14 protein-coding genes are annotated in these 15,037 nt (G+C 37.9%); 5 read left to right on the top strand and 9 right to left on the bottom strand.

The window, feature by feature from the left end; genetic code table 11:
- Together hemW and rdgB are read right to left on the bottom strand one after the other, a co-directional pair.
- Positions 1–1,124: radical SAM family heme chaperone HemW (hemW, locus tag ACFIKE_RS05530; protein WP_375648605.1), on the bottom strand; the 1,124-nt coding region annotated here is incomplete at its 3' end.
- The gene (gene rdgB / locus ACFIKE_RS05535) at positions 1,121–1,768 is read right to left on the bottom strand and encodes an RdgB/HAM1 family non-canonical purine NTP pyrophosphatase (protein WP_375625477.1); all 648 of its coding nucleotides are present in this window, start codon (positions 1,766–1,768) and stop codon (positions 1,121–1,123) included. The genes rdgB and hemW, both read right to left, overlap by 4 nt.
- 530 nt (positions 1,769–2,298) lie before the next feature.
- Here rdgB and hrcA point away from each other — a divergent pair.
- Together hrcA and grpE are read left to right on the top strand one after the other, a co-directional pair.
- Positions 2,299–3,369: a heat-inducible transcriptional repressor HrcA gene (hrcA, locus tag ACFIKE_RS05540; protein ID WP_273787508.1), complete on the top strand. Its 1,071-nt coding sequence runs from the start codon at positions 2,299–2,301 to the stop codon at positions 3,367–3,369.
- A 124-nt stretch (positions 3,370–3,493) separates the two neighbouring features.
- Positions 3,494–4,156, top strand: coding sequence for a nucleotide exchange factor GrpE (grpE, locus tag ACFIKE_RS05545; protein ID WP_375625476.1), 663 nt, complete (start codon positions 3,494–3,496; stop codon positions 4,154–4,156).
- Between the two features lie 106 nt (positions 4,157–4,262).
- Here grpE and thpR read toward each other — a convergent pair whose 3' ends face one another.
- The 6 genes from thpR to ACFIKE_RS05575 all read right to left on the bottom strand — a co-directional run bounded on the left by thpR (position 4,263) and on the right by ACFIKE_RS05575 (position 9,308).
- The gene (thpR, locus tag ACFIKE_RS05550; protein WP_375648606.1) at positions 4,263–4,802 is read right to left on the bottom strand and encodes an RNA 2',3'-cyclic phosphodiesterase; all 540 of its coding nucleotides are present in this window, start codon (positions 4,800–4,802) and stop codon (positions 4,263–4,265) included.
- A gap of 626 nt (positions 4,803–5,428) precedes the next feature.
- Complete coding sequence (locus ACFIKE_RS05555; RefSeq protein WP_012754483.1) at positions 5,429–5,722, bottom strand: HPr family phosphocarrier protein; 294 nt, start codon at positions 5,720–5,722, stop codon at positions 5,429–5,431.
- A 17-nt stretch (positions 5,723–5,739) separates the two neighbouring features.
- Entirely contained in the window at positions 5,740–6,138 is a 399-nt protein-coding gene (locus ACFIKE_RS05560) for a PTS sugar transporter subunit IIA (protein ID WP_375626191.1), read from the bottom strand.
- A 135-nt stretch (positions 6,139–6,273) separates the two neighbouring features.
- Positions 6,274–6,738: an HPr kinase/phosphatase C-terminal domain-containing protein gene (locus tag ACFIKE_RS05565; protein ID WP_375648607.1), complete on the bottom strand. Its 465-nt coding sequence runs from the start codon at positions 6,736–6,738 to the stop codon at positions 6,274–6,276.
- 23 nt (positions 6,739–6,761) lie between these two features.
- Entirely contained in the window at positions 6,762–8,546 is a 1,785-nt protein-coding gene (locus ACFIKE_RS05570) for a stimulus-sensing domain-containing protein (RefSeq protein WP_375625472.1), read from the bottom strand.
- Positions 8,547–8,585: 39 nt separating this feature from the next.
- Positions 8,586–9,308, bottom strand: a complete 723-nt coding sequence (locus tag ACFIKE_RS05575; RefSeq protein ID WP_005774392.1) for a response regulator transcription factor — start codon at positions 9,306–9,308, stop codon at positions 8,586–8,588.
- A 386-nt stretch (positions 9,309–9,694) separates the two neighbouring features.
- Between ACFIKE_RS05575 and lysM the strand changes: the two genes are divergently transcribed.
- Positions 9,695–10,150: a peptidoglycan-binding protein LysM gene (lysM, locus tag ACFIKE_RS05580; protein WP_012754487.1), complete on the top strand. Its 456-nt coding sequence runs from the start codon at positions 9,695–9,697 to the stop codon at positions 10,148–10,150.
- 108 nt (positions 10,151–10,258) lie between these two features.
- Here the strand turns inward: lysM and ACFIKE_RS05585 are convergent, their stop codons facing one another.
- Positions 10,259–10,813 carry a copper chaperone PCu(A)C gene (locus ACFIKE_RS05585; RefSeq protein WP_375648608.1) on the bottom strand — a complete coding sequence of 185 codons (555 nt, stop codon included), beginning with the start codon at positions 10,811–10,813 and terminating at the stop codon, positions 10,259–10,261.
- 965 nt (positions 10,814–11,778) lie between these two features.
- Here ACFIKE_RS05585 and dnaK point away from each other — a divergent pair.
- On the top strand, positions 11,779–13,671 hold the full coding sequence (dnaK, locus tag ACFIKE_RS05590) for a molecular chaperone DnaK (RefSeq protein WP_273722421.1): 1,893 nt from the start codon (positions 11,779–11,781) through the stop codon (positions 13,669–13,671).
- Between the two features lie 157 nt (positions 13,672–13,828).
- A complete protein-coding gene (gene dnaJ / locus ACFIKE_RS05595; RefSeq protein ID WP_375648609.1) occupies positions 13,829–14,971 on the top strand; it encodes a molecular chaperone DnaJ in 1,143 nt (380 codons plus the stop codon).
- Positions 14,972–15,037: the final 66 nt, after the last annotated feature.

Consider the following 15,037-nt stretch of genomic DNA (forward strand, 5'->3'; position numbering starts at 1 on the left):
ACCATTTCTATCAATTCTTGGTGTTGTAAATCGATCAGTTTTTCCATTGGGATGCGTTTAGGGCTTAAGGTTTCATAGCGTATAAGTTCTAAGCCTTCGCTAAGGCGTAATCCCATAAGGAGCATTTCATTTGCCTGTTGTTCAGTGGTTAAATGTTCCGTTTCAATACAGCCATGTCCTGTTGTTTCTACCAAATTAAGCCACTGTTCAGGATGCTTTTCATTTATTGTGACATAACGTTCGCGGTTTTCAAGGTGTGATGACAATGTTTTTGAACAGGCAGAGGAATGATTCGGTGCGTGCTCAATGAAACGTCCATGTGCTCCTGGACCAAAGCCTGCATATTGGTGATAACGCCAGTAAAGAAGATTGTGTGCTGATTCAGCACCGGGTATTGCGTGGTTTGAGATTTCATAGGCAGGAAGACCATGCAATGCTGTTATTTCTTGGGTAAGATTATACAGATCTGCTGCTAGCTCTGATGGGGGAAGGATAAGTCTTCCTGCATCATGAAGCCGTTTAAAGGCAGTTCCTTCTTCGATTGTCAATTGATAAAGAGAAAGATGGTCCGCTGCCAAATCAATTGCTTGTACAAGTTCAGATTTCCATTGTTCAAGGGTTTGTTCGGGGCGGGCATAAATGAGATCAAAGGATAAACGTGGAAAAATTTGCCGTGCTAAATCAATGGCACAAAGAGCTTGTTCCACATTATGGAGTCGACCAAGTTTGCGCAATGCTTTATCATTGAGCGCTTGTATCCCTAGAGATAAGCGATTAACACCTGCCGCACGGTATCCACGAAAGCGCTCTGCCTCCACACTGGATGGATTAGCTTCTAATGTAATTTCAACTTTATCATCAACTACCCATTTTTTTGCAAGTGCTTGCAATAGGGCATCGACAGTTTGCGGCTCCATAAGAGAAGGAGTTCCTCCACCAATAAAAATACTTGTAATATGGCGTGGGCCTATTTTGTGGTATTGCGTTTCTATTTCGCGCTTAAAGGCGGCAACAAAACGTTGTTGATCAACACCATGGATGCGAACATGCGAATTAAAGTCACAATAAGGACATTTAGCTGCACAAAAGGGCCAATGAATGTAAATGCCAAAAGGTTCATTCATGAGAATGCTAAAAGGTTTTCTGCCAAAAGTTTGAAAGCACGTGCGCGATGTGAAAGAGGCGGAATATCATTACGTTTCCAGTTGTGTTTTTGCTCTGTTGACATTTCTCCAAAGGTATTTTCATATCCATCCGGTAAAAAAATAGGATCAAAACCAAAGCCTTTGTCTCCCCGTGGAGGCCAAATGAACGTTCCTTCAACGCATCCGCGGAAGTAATCTGCATGAGCATCAGGCCATGCAATGCAAATGACGGATATAAAACGGCATTTTCGTTGGCTTTTTTCTCGCGCTCCGACTTTTTGGAGTTCATTTTCTATTTTTTCCATAGCTTTGGGAAAATTACGTGTACCATCGGCTTGAATTGCCCAATCAGCGGTATAAACGCCTGGTGCACCCTCTAATGCATCTACCTCTAAGCCTGAATCATCAGAGAGGGCAGGAAGTCCTGTCTTTTTTGCTGCTGAAAAAGCTTTAATATAAGCGTTTTCTTCAAATGTTTTTCCCGTTTCTTTTGGTTCTGGCAAGCCCAGTTCTTTTGCCGATTGTATTATTAAACCGAAAGGCTTAGTTAAAGTAGTGATTTCATGCAATTTGCCGGTGTTATGTGTAGCAATGACAAGTTTTTTATCTGCGATGCTTCTCATATAGATTTCTCCAAAAATGAAAGGGGAATTGTTTTTGTGCTAAAAACCGGCTTAAATGCTCATACACACACATTCTGCTTGATTTTACATAATATGATTATTTTACACGTTTTATGATATTTTATCCCAATAAAATTTTTTATCTTGTATGAAGATAATCTTGCAAAGATATGAAAGACATGTCTTTTTTTTATGATAGCATTTTTATAGTAAATTTCTAATTTCTTGTTTGCTCTAAAGGGTGAAATTTTCTATTTACAGCGGTTTTTGAACAATCCAGATTCTCTTGGTCAAATTATCTTGGCAAGTTCCTACAGCAGACCACTTTACAGATCAACTCTTAATCTTAAATATTTCTCACACACTCTAACAAAAAATACCTCCTGCGTAATTTATCAATCATCACTCTGAAGCTAGCATTTTACGGGTCAATAGGATAATATGTTTTTATACTACTTTAGACTATTTGACCAAACCTTGGCAAAACTTATATAAGAGATGAGGATTTTAAAAGTAGTGAAACAATTGTGATGAAGCACAAAACTATTGATAATGAACTAAAATATCTTGATGAACGTTCGCGTGATATTTTTCGCCATATTGTTGAAGCTTATCTTAATGATGGTGAACCTGTAGGGTCACGCAATCTTTCGCGGCTTTTACGACAGACATTATCGCCTGCGACGATTCGCAATGTGATGAGTGATCTTGAACATCTCGGTTTGATTTATGCACCACATGTTTCTGCGGGTCGAATGCCGACACAATCAGGTTTACGCTTTTTTGTTGATGCATTTATGGAAGCAGGTGATTTGCCAAACGAAGAGCGAGAAAATATTGAAATGCAAGTCAAAGAGGCTGGTCATGCACAATCGGTTGAACATTTTCTTGTTCAAGCAAGCCGAGTTCTTTCAGATCTTTCACGTGGGGCAGGGCTTGTTTTAGCAACAAAACAAGAAGGAACATTGAAACATATTGAATTTGTGCGCCTTGATAGGGAGCACGCTCTTGCCGTTTTGGTGACTCAACAAGGTGAAGTTGAAAATCGTATTGTTCATTTGCCAGAAGGGGTTACCCATGCACAATTGACGGAAGCAACGAATTTTCTCAATGCCCATATCCAAGGACGTACATTGAGTGAAGCTAAAGGGGAAATTGCTCGCTTATGCGCAGAAACACGGGCTGCGCTTGATGATTTATCGCATCATCTTGTTGAAACGGGATTAGCTCTTTGGGGAGGAGAAGGTGCTGATCATAAAATACACCTCATTGTTCGCGGGCGTAGCAATTTACTTGAAGATGTGAAAGCAGAAGAAGATTTAGAACGGTTACGCCATTTGTTTGATGATCTTGAAACGCGTGAGAGTATGGCACAGCTTCTCGATTTAACGGATGAAGGTTCTGGGGTTCGAATTTTTATTGGTTCAGAAAATAAGTTATTTTCACTTTCTGGTTCTTCTTTAGTTGTAGCACCTTATCGTGATTCACAACAAAGAGTCATTGGTGCTTTGGGCGTTATTGGTCCTACAAGGCTTAATTATGCAAGGATTGTGCCCATGGTTGATTATACAGCTCAACTTGTGTCACAGTTATTGCGTTAAAACGATGCAGGTAAGTATTTGTACTATAGAAGCTCATTGTATTATATACATCGATACCCCTTGATTTTTGTCTGTAGAATTTCGATATCGAGAATAACGAATCTTATGAAGGAATAAAAATTTTATGTCTGATGAAAAAAACAAATTTACTGACGCTTCATTTGAAAATTGTGATTTAAAAAATCCAGCTGATCGTAATACACTTAAACAGGCAGCCGATGAATTTTTAAAAACACATAAAACAGAGGAACACGAAAACGTTGAAAAAGAAAGCAATGAGGTTAGTGATCTTTTAGCGTCTTTGCAGGATGAAAATAAAGAACTGAAAGATCAGCTTTTACGTCTTGTTGCAGATATGGAAAATCTTCGACGCCGTACTATGCGAGATGTGGCGGATGCAAAGGCTTATTCCATTGCTAATTTTGCACGGGATATGTTATCGGTTTCTGACAATCTCAATCGTGCTTTGGAAGCCATTCCAGAAGGGGCGCGGGAAAGTGATGCTGGTTTGAAATCATTGGCAGAAGGCGTTGAAATGACTGAACGTGCCATGATGGCAGCATTAGAACGTCATGGGGTGCAAAAAATTCATCCAGAGGGACAAAAATTTGATCCTCATTTTCATCAAGCGATGTTTGAAATTCCTAATGCCGATGTTCCAGATAACACTGTTCAACAAGTTGTTCAGGCAGGTTATATTATCGGGGAAAGGGTGTTACGTCCAGCTATAGTGGGTGTAGCCAAAGGAGGAGCAAAAGAAGCTTCTGGTGAAGCTGATTCTGCTTAAAACACATCAATAATAAATCTCCAACATAAAATGCAGTATTCCCTGCAATTACACATATATGAGGTCTTTTCTCAAAGAGTTTTTAAAGGGTGTTATAAACACCCTTTTATCTTTGAAGCGCCCAACTTCCTTTTACAAGATACACGGACTCGCTTGAGGGAGATGACGATGAAAATAAAACAAAATGATCAACCTCAAAAGGAGGGATAAAAAAATCATCTTGAAAAGATAGATAAGAAGAAAGATCTTCAAGATTGATATCAAATATTCGTGCAAGAGTAATATGCGGAATAAATTGTCTTTCATCAGGCTTTAACTCTAATTTATTCCGGATATATTTCATCTTTTCATGTAAAAGATTAATTTTTTCACAAGGTTCAATGCGAACCACAAGAGAATGAGGAGTATTTTCTGAACCAAAAACTTCAAAACCATCTATTTGTAGCATAACAGGAGAGAGCTTTATTGTATCAAAGGCCTGCATAAGTGCATCTGCTGTAGCACTTTCAACTTCACCGAAAAAAGATAAGGTGACGTGAAAATTTTGCGGGTTGATCCATTGCGCTTTTGGTAAGCCATTTTGCAATGATATGAGAGCTTTTGTTGTTTGTTGAGGAATCTGAAGGGCACTAAATAGACGACCCATAATATTATCTCCTTATAATGAAAGATGCTATTCCAAGCACAATATAGATAATAAGGGCGAGGCATGTACCACAGAAAACAAGGCAATAGTATAGAAAAAGAATGTCTAAAAAATGCTTACTATAATTATGAGCGTACAAAGCTTATTCGTTTTAAGAAAATGGTTATGATATCGATAAGAATTGTGTTTTCATGAGCTGTATCACAATGATTTGCATGGAAGATTACTTGTGTATTATAAAGACTATAAAGTTAGCAGAAAATAAGAAAAGTTGATAGATTTTTGATGTGCTAAATTATTTTGACATTTATCTTTAGCTTAAAATAAAGCATATTCTAATACAAGGTGAGGAGTTCTCTTTTTCTGTAAAGATTTAATTATACGATTCAGTCGGGTAATAGCCGTAATACGCAAAACTATTCAAATTGATCAAATAATGTTAGGAAAGGAAGGAAAAACTCCAGTATAATAAAATTACTATAAACTTTTACATTTATGATAATTATGCCAATCTATAATGGATATGAATATTGGTATAAAAGCGGGAAGAGAAATTAAAATTCAAAATAATGATGGAAAGTTCCTATTTTCTAAGAATCATCATCCTTATTTATGGTGAGAAAGCGCTAGTTTTCCTCTCCAAAGTTGTTATTGATAAGCTTTTCAAGAGCATTAAGAGCATCTGTTGCTTCTGGTCCTGAAACACGAATGGTGAGGTTGCAACCGGATGAAGCCGCTAGCATCATAAGTCCCATAATTGATGATCCGCCAACGATTTTTCCATCCTTTTCAACTTCAACAGTAACATTAAAATTGTCAACAGTTTGTACAAATTTTGCAGAAGCACGTGCATGCAAGCCACGTTTATTACAAATATTGAAATGACGACTTATACATGGGAGGGTATCTTTGGAAAACATTGGTATTTTATTATCCACTATAAAATCATACTTGGTACATTAATATATTTACGCCCTGCTTCTTGTGCTATTCTTAACGCGTCTGATAATGAAATATCAGGACATTTGCGAATAGAAATCAGTTTAATAAGCATGGGCAAATTAACACCCGCAATCATTTCAACGCGTCCTTTTTCAATAGCAGGAATAGCTATATTCGATGGTGTTCCACCGAACACATCTGTTAATATGATTACGCCATGATCCGTATCTGTATCGGTTACTGCGGCTATAACATCACCTCGGCGCTGATCTATATCGTCATCGGGATAAACGCATATTGTTGCGAACTTTTCTTGTACTCCAACAACATGTTCCACGGCATGTAAAAATTCGACAGCCAGCTCACCGTGCGTTACAAGCACGAGTCCAATCATTTACGCAAACTCCTGTTAACTAATAAGATCCGACCATATTGGTGGGAAACACATTTTACAAGGCTTTGTCTTGCTGCCAAGAAAAATTTGCAAAAAAAAGGCAAAAATTGTGATTTTTTTATCTTTAGAAAAAAATTAGACAGATTTTTGCCATATTTTTCTAAACAAAAATGCTTCAATAGCTTGACAAATGGCTGTACAATCGGCTTCACGAAGAGAGGGAAGTTTTAAAAGAGGAATGTGCAAATCTTCAAACTGAAAAGTTTTATTTGTGGAAAAACGTTCATATTTCGGACCGAGAAAAATAACACAATCGATAGTTGTATGCTTTTCAAATTCTATCATATAAAGACCAACGCCACGAATCTCGATACCGCCCTCTAAATTATCAGGAGTGTATCCGTGGAGCTTTCCATTTTCCGCACGCAACATTGTATAATCATCACTGATAAGCTTCGCTTCACGTTTTGACCACTCAGCACGGTCGAGCAAAGAAAGGGTAAGGGTTGATTTTCCTGATCCCGATGGACCTATAATTAACAGCCCCTTGCCGCCTAATTGAAGGCAATTTGCGTGGAGTATTTCACATTTTGTTTTCATGTCTTTTACTTTGGATAAAAGATTTATTTAGCGAGGGGAAGCATAATAATAAAACGTGCACCAGTTTTACACTTCCCAAGTGTAGGATCAATAATATTTTCGGCTGTAATTGTCCCATTATGAGCCTCGATAATTTGCCGACTAATAGAAAGGCCAAGTCCAGAGTTTTGTCCAAAAGCATCTTCGTTTGGTCGATCTGTATAAAAACGCTCAAAAATGCGTTCAATATTTTCTGAACGAATACCTGGGCCATTATCTTCAATGGTTAAAATAAGGGTTGAAGCATGACTTTTCATAGTAATGCAAATTCTGCCACGATTCCGAGGAATAAAAGAACGTGCATTTTCAAGAAGGTTTGAAATCACTTGCCCTAAACGGAGTTCATGTCCCAATACAAGATAGGCTTTTCCATGAGGACGCGGGACAATATTAAGGCTTATATCAATGGTTTGCGTATTACGATACACTTCCTGAACAGCATGAACAAGACTTTCCAAAAGCGGTGTCATATCAACAATCTCTGCGGTTTCTCGTGCAAGCTCTGCATCGAGCCGCGATGCATCAGAAATATCTGTAATCAACCGATCAAGACGGCGCACATCATGTTGAATAATTTCAAGCAATTTCTCTTGTGCTTCTTCATTTTTAGCCAGAGGGAGCGTTTCAACAGCACTGCGTAGGGAGGTGAGAGGATTTTTTAATTCGTGGCTTACATCAGCAGCAAAGCGTTCAATGGCTTCAATGCGCATATAAAGGGCATTAGTCATATCACGAATAGAGGTTGAAAGGTGACCAATTTCATCTTCACGCATTGAAAAATCAGGAATTTCTACACGCTGATTATTGCCATTACGCACTCGATTAGCCGAGGCAGATAATTTACTTAATGGATGGGCAATCGTATGGGCCAAAAAGAGAGAAAGGACCAAAAGTACGCTGCCTACAACGGCAAAAACTTTAAAGATAACCAGCCTTTCACCTTTTACAATGTTATCAATATCAGAACCAGTGGTTGAAAGAAGAAGAGCTCCAACCACTGCGCGATAGCGTTGAACAGGAACGGCAACAGAAACAATTAATTGACCTTGTCTGTTGCGTCTTTTAGCCGTAGCAAGAGATCCGTTTAATGCGCGGTACACTTCTGGATAAGCAATACCACTGGTTTTTGTTTGTTCTCTGTCAAGAGCAATACCTTTGCCATAAAATGTGCTTGAATACCATGAAGTAAGGCGATCCCACATGCTTTGTTCTGTTTTAAGTGGGGGTAAATCATAACTGAAAACTTCTCCACTAGAATAAAGAACGCGCGAATCAAGAAGGAGAGTAGCATCACGATCATAGATACGTGCTCTTGTCGTTTTAGGTGTGATGAGACGTCGTAAAAGAGGGGCAACTTGCTCAGGGTTAATAGGGAAATCCCAAGAATCGGTTGATTGAGGGGCGGGTGTAACGCTTTCACCAGTTTGTAACTCTAAGAGTTTTTGGGGATCAATGAGGATAGAATTTGTATCTACTGTTGCAGAAGCAGCAATAGCCCCAGCAATAATTTTTCCTTGGGTACATAAACTTTTAATTTTTGCTTCAATTAAACCATCGCGAAATTGGTTAAGGTATAAAATGCCTGTAACTAAAATGGCAAGGGCAGCAATGTTTAATATAACAATGCGACGTGTGAGGCTGGAAAAAAGCAATTGTCTAAAGAGACGTTGTGTACGAAGATGCAAACGGGCAAACATAAGAAATGGCGTTGAGGATGTACCATTAACGGTTGTTTTTTGTAAAGTTTCCAGTTGAGAATTGTCTGTCATCGATTTGATTGCCGTTCAAATTTTTGCGACAAAGTAGTTTTATACCTCGTGGAAACGATAACCTACACCATAAAGTGTTTCAATCATTGCAAAATCATCATCCACTTGTTTAAACTTTTTACGCAGACGTTTAATGTGACTATCAATGGTGCGATCATCTACGTAGACTTGATCACTATAGGCAGCATCCATTAAAGCATCACGACTTTTTACAACTCCTGGTCTTTGTGCTAAGGTTTGCAGAATCAAAAACTCCGTAACGGTTAAAATAACAGGTTTATCTTTCCATGTACAGGTATGGCGTTCTTGATCCATCACAAGATCTCCACGTTTGAGAGAAGAGGTGGAAGAAGTTCCTGTAGAAAGTGGTTGGTTACGTGCATTAGAACGGCGCAAAATAGCTTTCACGCGTTCAATGAGAAGACGTTGGGAGAAAGGTTTAGTAATAAAATCATCAGCTCCCATTTTGAGACCAAATAATTCATCAATTTCATCATCTTTAGAGGTAAGAAAAATAACTGGAAGATCAGATTTTTGACGTAAACGACGCAAGAGTTCCATCCCATCCATTCGGGGCATTTTAATATCAAAAATAGCTAAGTGTGGAGGGTGAAGTGTGAGACCCTTGAGTGCAGATGCTCCATCTGTATAGCTTTCAACCCGATATCCTTCTGTCTCAAGCGCAAAAGATAAAGATGTCAAAATATTGCGATCATCATCAACAAGTACAATCGTTTGTGTGATTGTTGGTGTATCTTTCATGGTTTCTTAGACCTTTCTATTGCTGTGGTAGCAAATTACCCACACTTATTTATATGGGAGTTCATATTTTTTTTGCAAAACAAATATGATACAAATTGTAGCAAAGTAAAAAACCTTTTGTCATTACTGTAAAATCTTGTTTTGCTTTCATAATTCATAATGTTTCTACGTCTATTAAGATCCCTTCGTTTGAGAGAAAATTTTCATAAAGGCTTTTTTTATCAAGGTTTATTACAAAGTTTATTATTGTATTTGTCTCATAATTGAACAGGTATAGTTTTGATTGTTGAAGTTTAGAAAATCTGCCTATGTGTTTTAAGAGCAAAGAAAAGAATGTGGCAATATATGCACAAAAATTTGTTTCTGCTACACGGAAGGAGGTTGTAATGGGATTTTTTAATTTTATTAAAACTGTAGGGGAAAAGTTAGGTATTGGGGACCATGAACCAAAAGAAAAAGATTTTAAGACGGCATTTGATCATTTTCAACTCGGTACAGAAAAAGTAAATATTCAAGTTGAAGACGGTAAAGCTATTTTAAGCGGTGAAGTTCCAGACAGGGAAACACTTGAAAAAGCACTGCTAGTTGTTGGCAATTCACAAGGTATCTCTTCTGTAGATGTTGATCAATTAAAGGTTATAGATACAACGCCCAGAAAACCTTCTCGCTTTTATGAGGTTAAATCTGGTGATAATCTTTGGAAAATTGCTGAAGAGGTTTATGGAAAAGGGCAAGGTAATAAAAACACTTTTATTTTTGAAGCCAATAAGCCAATGCTAAAATCTCCCGATAAAATTTATCCTGGACAAGTTTTACGTATTCCTGAAATTGACCATAGTTAATTCATCAAAGGGGATAATTTTTTACTGATGGCATTAAACAAAAAATAAAGAAGCGTGCAAAAGTTTCACGCTTCTTTATTTTAAAAGTGTGTATTATAAAAAAGGAATTTAGTGACCAGGAGAGGATTTAGAAGGTGATGGTGTTTTCATAGCGTTTACAGAGAAATCAACATCAATCGTTCCTGCTTTCTCAAATGTCAATTTTGCGCTAATTTTATCACCTAACTTGAATGGTTGTGAAAGCCCCGTAAACATAATATGATCGCCGCCAGGCTTAAGCGTAATTTCGCCATTTCCCGGAATTTCAATGCCATTGTGCATTTTTTCCATTTTCATAATATCATTAACGACAGCCATAGAGTGTATCTCTGTTTTTTTTACTCCGTTTGTGGAAATAGAAACCAAACGGTCTGGGGTATTACTGTGATTAATAATGTAGAGATAACCGCTACCAACTCTTATACCTCTAGGTGTTTCGCGTGTCCAAGGATTGAGAATTTCTATGTCGCCAAGTTGATATTGCTGAGCACCTGCAGGCAGGGTTATACCAGCAAAGAGAAGAGCACACACGATATTTATGATAACCTTTTTGTATGGATATTGTGTATTTATTATATTCTTAAAGATAAGATTTGTTATTTTCTTAATAATAGATGTCATCATTGATTTACCCTCCTTCATAAGGTTCACACTTTGAATAACTGTTTATTTTAGCAGAGCTTTTATTTAAAATAAAAGAAAGAAATGCTAAAATGAAATTGATTTGAATATGAGAATAAAAATCATAGAATTCTTTGATTTTAAAGGAAGATAATAAGGTTTACAATGACAACACACCTCTTAACGCTTCCGTGTTCATCTCATAATAGTGTTTGTAAATGGTATAAAATCTATGATGCACTACTATTTTACTTAATAAAGATATAACACAGAACAATCATCAACCACTTTACCAATTTTTAATATTACGACAGCTCTTGGTATCTTAAAGCGTTTATACAGAGACATTTTTATATATTTTCAAAATTCAAAATTATACAGTTAAGAAAAAACGCTTTAGGTGAGTTTAAAGCACATCTTTCAAATAGCAGTAAACAATGAGACCGTTAAAAGGAGAATTTTTGAAAGGAGATCGATAAATAATATCTCTACTGATATGAGCATTAGATATGATGACTATTTTAGTCCAAGGAAAATTTATAATATTCGTGATATAAATTATTCGCCTTTTAAAAAGCTTTTACGTGAGTATCTTTTGTTAATGATGAGAAAATTAAGAGCGAGAGTGTAATCATTCTTTTGTTTTTTAATTTTTATAGAAAGATATATTTATTGAAAATTGCAAGAAAAATATATTATGATCTCAAGTCTCTCATAAATATGGTATTTATGGGTCATTAGAGCGCCTATTTTAAAATAAATTTTTTATTTTGGAGATGTTTCTCTCATTATTCTCTTGTAGCAATAAAAGCCTGTTCTTATATACGAGGCAGCAAGGCTTATTGCGACTTGCAATTTAATTATTTTATGTTGCTTAAAGCAATATATGGGCTTTGAGTGTTATGAGGAGCTGTCTTAAAAAGATGCTTTATGAAGGTTGAGGTAGCTTGCTGAATGGAGATTATAATATGGCAAAAGTAATTGGTATTGATTTGGGGACAACGAACTCTTGTGTGGCTGTTATGGATGGCAAAAACGCAAAGGTTATCGAGAACTCAGAAGGAGCACGAACAACACCTTCCGTTGTTGCCTTTACTGATGGGGGAGAGCGGCTTGTTGGACAGCCTGCTAAACGGCAGGCGGTAACAAATCCTGAAGGGACAGTTTTTGCAGTTAAACGTTTGATAGGGCGTCGTTTTGATGATCCTATGGTTGAAAAAGATAAAGCACTTGTGCCTTATAAAATTGTTAAAGGTGACAATGGTGATGCATGGGTTGAAGAAGCGGGTAAGAAATATTCTCCATCGCAAATTTCAGCTATGATTTTGCAAAAGATGAAGGAAACAGCTGAATCTTATCTGGGTGAAAAAGTTGAACAAGCGGTTATTACTGTTCCTGCTTATTTTAATGATGCGCAACGCCAAGCGACTAAAGATGCGGGTAAAATTGCTGGACTTGAAGTTTTACGGATTATTAATGAGCCGACTGCTGCTGCTTTAGCTTACGGTTTGGATAAAAAAGACGGAAAAACAATTGCTGTTTACGACCTTGGTGGTGGTACATTTGATATTTCAGTACTTGAAATTGGAGATGGCGTTTTTGAAGTTAAATCAACCAATGGAGATACGTTTTTAGGGGGTGAAGACTTTGACATGCGCTTGGTTGGTTATTTTGCAGATGAATTCAAAAAAGAGCAAGGAATTGATCTGAAAAATGATAAACTCGCTTTACAGCGCTTAAAAGAAGCGGCAGAAAAAGCAAAAATAGAGCTTTCTTCGTCACAGCAAACAGAAATCAATTTACCATTTATCACGGCAGATCAATCAGGTCCCAAGCACTTAACAATGAAATTGACTCGGGCAAAATTTGAATCTCTGGTTGACGATTTAGTGCAGCGCACCATCGAGCCTTGTAAAGCTGCGTTAAAAGATGCTGGATTAAAGGCCGGTGAGATTGACGAAGTTGTTTTAGTGGGTGGTATGACACGTATGCCCAAGATTCAGCAAGTCGTGCAAAGCTTCTTTGGTAAGGATCCACACAAAGGCGTTAATCCTGATGAAGTTGTTGCAATGGGTGCTGCCATTCAAGGGGGTGTATTGCAAGGCGATGTCAAAGACGTGTTGCTTCTAGATGTAACACCTTTATCCTTGGGGATCGAAACCTTGGGTGGTGTTTTTACACGTCTCATTGAGCGCAATACCACTATCCCAACGAAAAAATCTCAAGTTTTTTCAACAGCTGATGATAACCAGAGTGCTGTGACTATTCGTGTTTTCCAAGGTGAACGGGAAATGGCGAGTGATAATAAGTTATTGGCTCAATTTGATCTTGTTGGGATTCCTCCAGCACCACGCGGTATACCTCAAATTGAAGTTACGTTTGATATTGATGCGAATGGTATTGTTAATGTTTCGGCCAAAGATAAGGGAACTGGTAAAGAGCATCAAATTCGTATTCAGGCATCAGGTGGTTTAAGTGATGCTGATATTGAAAAAATGGTACAGGATGCGGAAGAGCATGCAGCTGAGGATAAAAAGCGCCGTGAAGGTGTTGAAGCTAGAAATCAAGCCGAAGCTCTTATTCATTCAACTGAAAAGTCACTCAATGAATATGGCGATAAAGTATCAGCTGAAGAAAAAGGACAGATTGAAACAGCAATATCTGATTTGAAATCTGCGCTTGAAGGCAGTGATACTGAAGAAGTAACAACAAAGATGCAAAAATTAGCTGAAGTCAGTATGAAGCTTGGACAGGCTATGTATGAAGCTTCACAAGCAGCGAGCGCTGACACTGAAACAGAAGCAAAGAATGACGATGTTGTTGATGCTGATTTTGAAGAAGTTAATGATAAGAAGAAATAGTGTCAGCATATGTGTTGATTAATTTATAAACCCGGCCTTTGAAATATAAGGCTGGGCTTTATTATTTGAGTGAGTTGCAACTTTGTTGCTAAAAATATAAATTAAAAGCAATCTTATCCATAAAGATGGATGACAGAGAAATTATCAGGAATACATGATGAAGGTTGACTATTATGAAATTCTTGGCGTGACTCGTGAATGTGATGATAAAAAGTTGAAATCTGCTTTTCGTAAGTTGGCAATGCAATATCATCCTGATCGCAACGCCGGGGATAAAGAGGCAGAGCGAAAGTTCAAAGAAATTGGCGAAGCCTATGAAGTCCTTAAAGATCCCCAAAAGCGTGCTGCTTATGATCGATTTGGTCATGCGGCTTTTGAAAATAGCGGTAGTCAAGGAGGAGCAAATCCCTTTGGAGGTTTTGCTGCTGGTGGTGGGTTTGCTGATATTTTTGAAGATTTTTTTGGCGAAATTATGGGAGGTGCGCACCGTAAGCGTGGTGATGGTCGCGAACGTGGTGCAGATCTGAGTTATAATATGGAAATAACCTTAGAAGAGGTATTTTCAGGAAAAACTGCAGAAATTACTATTCCCAGTTCCGTTACGTGCGATGTTTGTGAAGGATCAGGAGCGAGAAAGGGCTCTAAGCCGCAAGTTTGTGGAACATGTCATGGATCTGGTCGTGTGCGTGCTGCGCAAGGTTTCTTTTCTATTGAGCGAACATGTCCTTCATGTCATGGACGTGGTGAAACTATTATGGATCCATGCTCAAAATGTCAGGGGACACGACGCATAGAGAAAAAACGTTCATTGAGCGTGAATGTTCCAGCTGGTATTGAAGATGGAACGCGTATTCGCCTTTCTGGTGAGGGTGATGTTGGTATTCGTGGTGGCCCCAATGGTGATCTTTATATTTTCCTTTCCGTTAAACCGCATGAATTTTTTCAGCGAGAAGGAGCAGACCTTCACTGTCGCGTTCCTATTTCAATGGTAACAGCTGCTTTAGGAGGAGAGTTTGAAGTTTCCGATCTTGATGGTGTTAAAGCGCGTGTTAAGATCCCAGAAGGGACACAGAATGGACGTCAATTCCGTCTTAAGGGCAAGGGTATGCCCATGTTGCGTCGGCAGCAAGCAAGAGGTGATCTTTACATCCATATCACGATTGAGACACCACAGAAATTAACGCAAGAGCAACGTGAACTATTGCAAAAGTTTGAAAAACTTTCAAATCATGAGAATTCACCGCAATCACATGGCTTTTTTTCACGTATGAAAGAATTTTTTGAAAATATTTCTGGTTAAAATATGTGAATGTTCTCAGAATAGATTAGAAAAAACTTTTGGAAGGTTATTTTAATTAAGCTTTCT

Origin of the sequence: Bartonella sp. MU70NMGDW (assembly GCF_042194085.1) — a bacterium.
GTDB classification, from domain to species: domain Bacteria; phylum Pseudomonadota; class Alphaproteobacteria; order Rhizobiales; family Rhizobiaceae; genus Bartonella; species Bartonella grahamii.

What these genes read in the sequence shown, in the direction of transcription:
- rdgB (WP_375625477.1), bottom strand. Translation starts at nt 1,768, where the DNA reads ATGAGAAGCATCGCAGATAAAAAACTTGTCATTGCTACACATAACACC.
- hrcA (WP_273787508.1), top strand. Translation starts at nt 2,299, where the DNA reads ATGAAGCACAAAACTATTGATAATGAACTAAAATATCTTGATGAACGT.
- grpE (WP_375625476.1), top strand. Translation starts at nt 3,494, where the DNA reads ATGTCTGATGAAAAAAACAAATTTACTGACGCTTCATTTGAAAATTGT.
- thpR (WP_375648606.1), bottom strand. Translation starts at nt 4,802, where the DNA reads ATGGGTCGTCTATTTAGTGCCCTTCAGATTCCTCAACAAACAACAAAA.
- ACFIKE_RS05555 (WP_012754483.1), bottom strand. Translation starts at nt 5,722, where the DNA reads ATGTTTTCCAAAGATACCCTCCCATGTATAAGTCGTCATTTCAATATT.
- ACFIKE_RS05560 (WP_375626191.1), bottom strand. Translation starts at nt 6,138, where the DNA reads ATGATTGGACTCGTGCTTGTAACGCACGGTGAGCTGGCTGTCGAATTT.
- ACFIKE_RS05565 (WP_375648607.1), bottom strand. Translation starts at nt 6,738, where the DNA reads ATGAAAACAAAATGTGAAATACTCCACGCAAATTGCCTTCAATTAGGC.
- ACFIKE_RS05570 (WP_375625472.1), bottom strand. Translation starts at nt 8,546, where the DNA reads ATGACAGACAATTCTCAACTGGAAACTTTACAAAAAACAACCGTTAAT.
- ACFIKE_RS05575 (WP_005774392.1), bottom strand. Translation starts at nt 9,308, where the DNA reads ATGAAAGATACACCAACAATCACACAAACGATTGTACTTGTTGATGAT.
- lysM (WP_012754487.1), top strand. Translation starts at nt 9,695, where the DNA reads ATGGGATTTTTTAATTTTATTAAAACTGTAGGGGAAAAGTTAGGTATT.
- ACFIKE_RS05585 (WP_375648608.1), bottom strand. Translation starts at nt 10,813, where the DNA reads ATGATGACATCTATTATTAAGAAAATAACAAATCTTATCTTTAAGAAT.
- dnaK (WP_273722421.1), top strand. Translation starts at nt 11,779, where the DNA reads ATGGCAAAAGTAATTGGTATTGATTTGGGGACAACGAACTCTTGTGTG.
- dnaJ (WP_375648609.1), top strand. Translation starts at nt 13,829, where the DNA reads ATGAAGGTTGACTATTATGAAATTCTTGGCGTGACTCGTGAATGTGAT.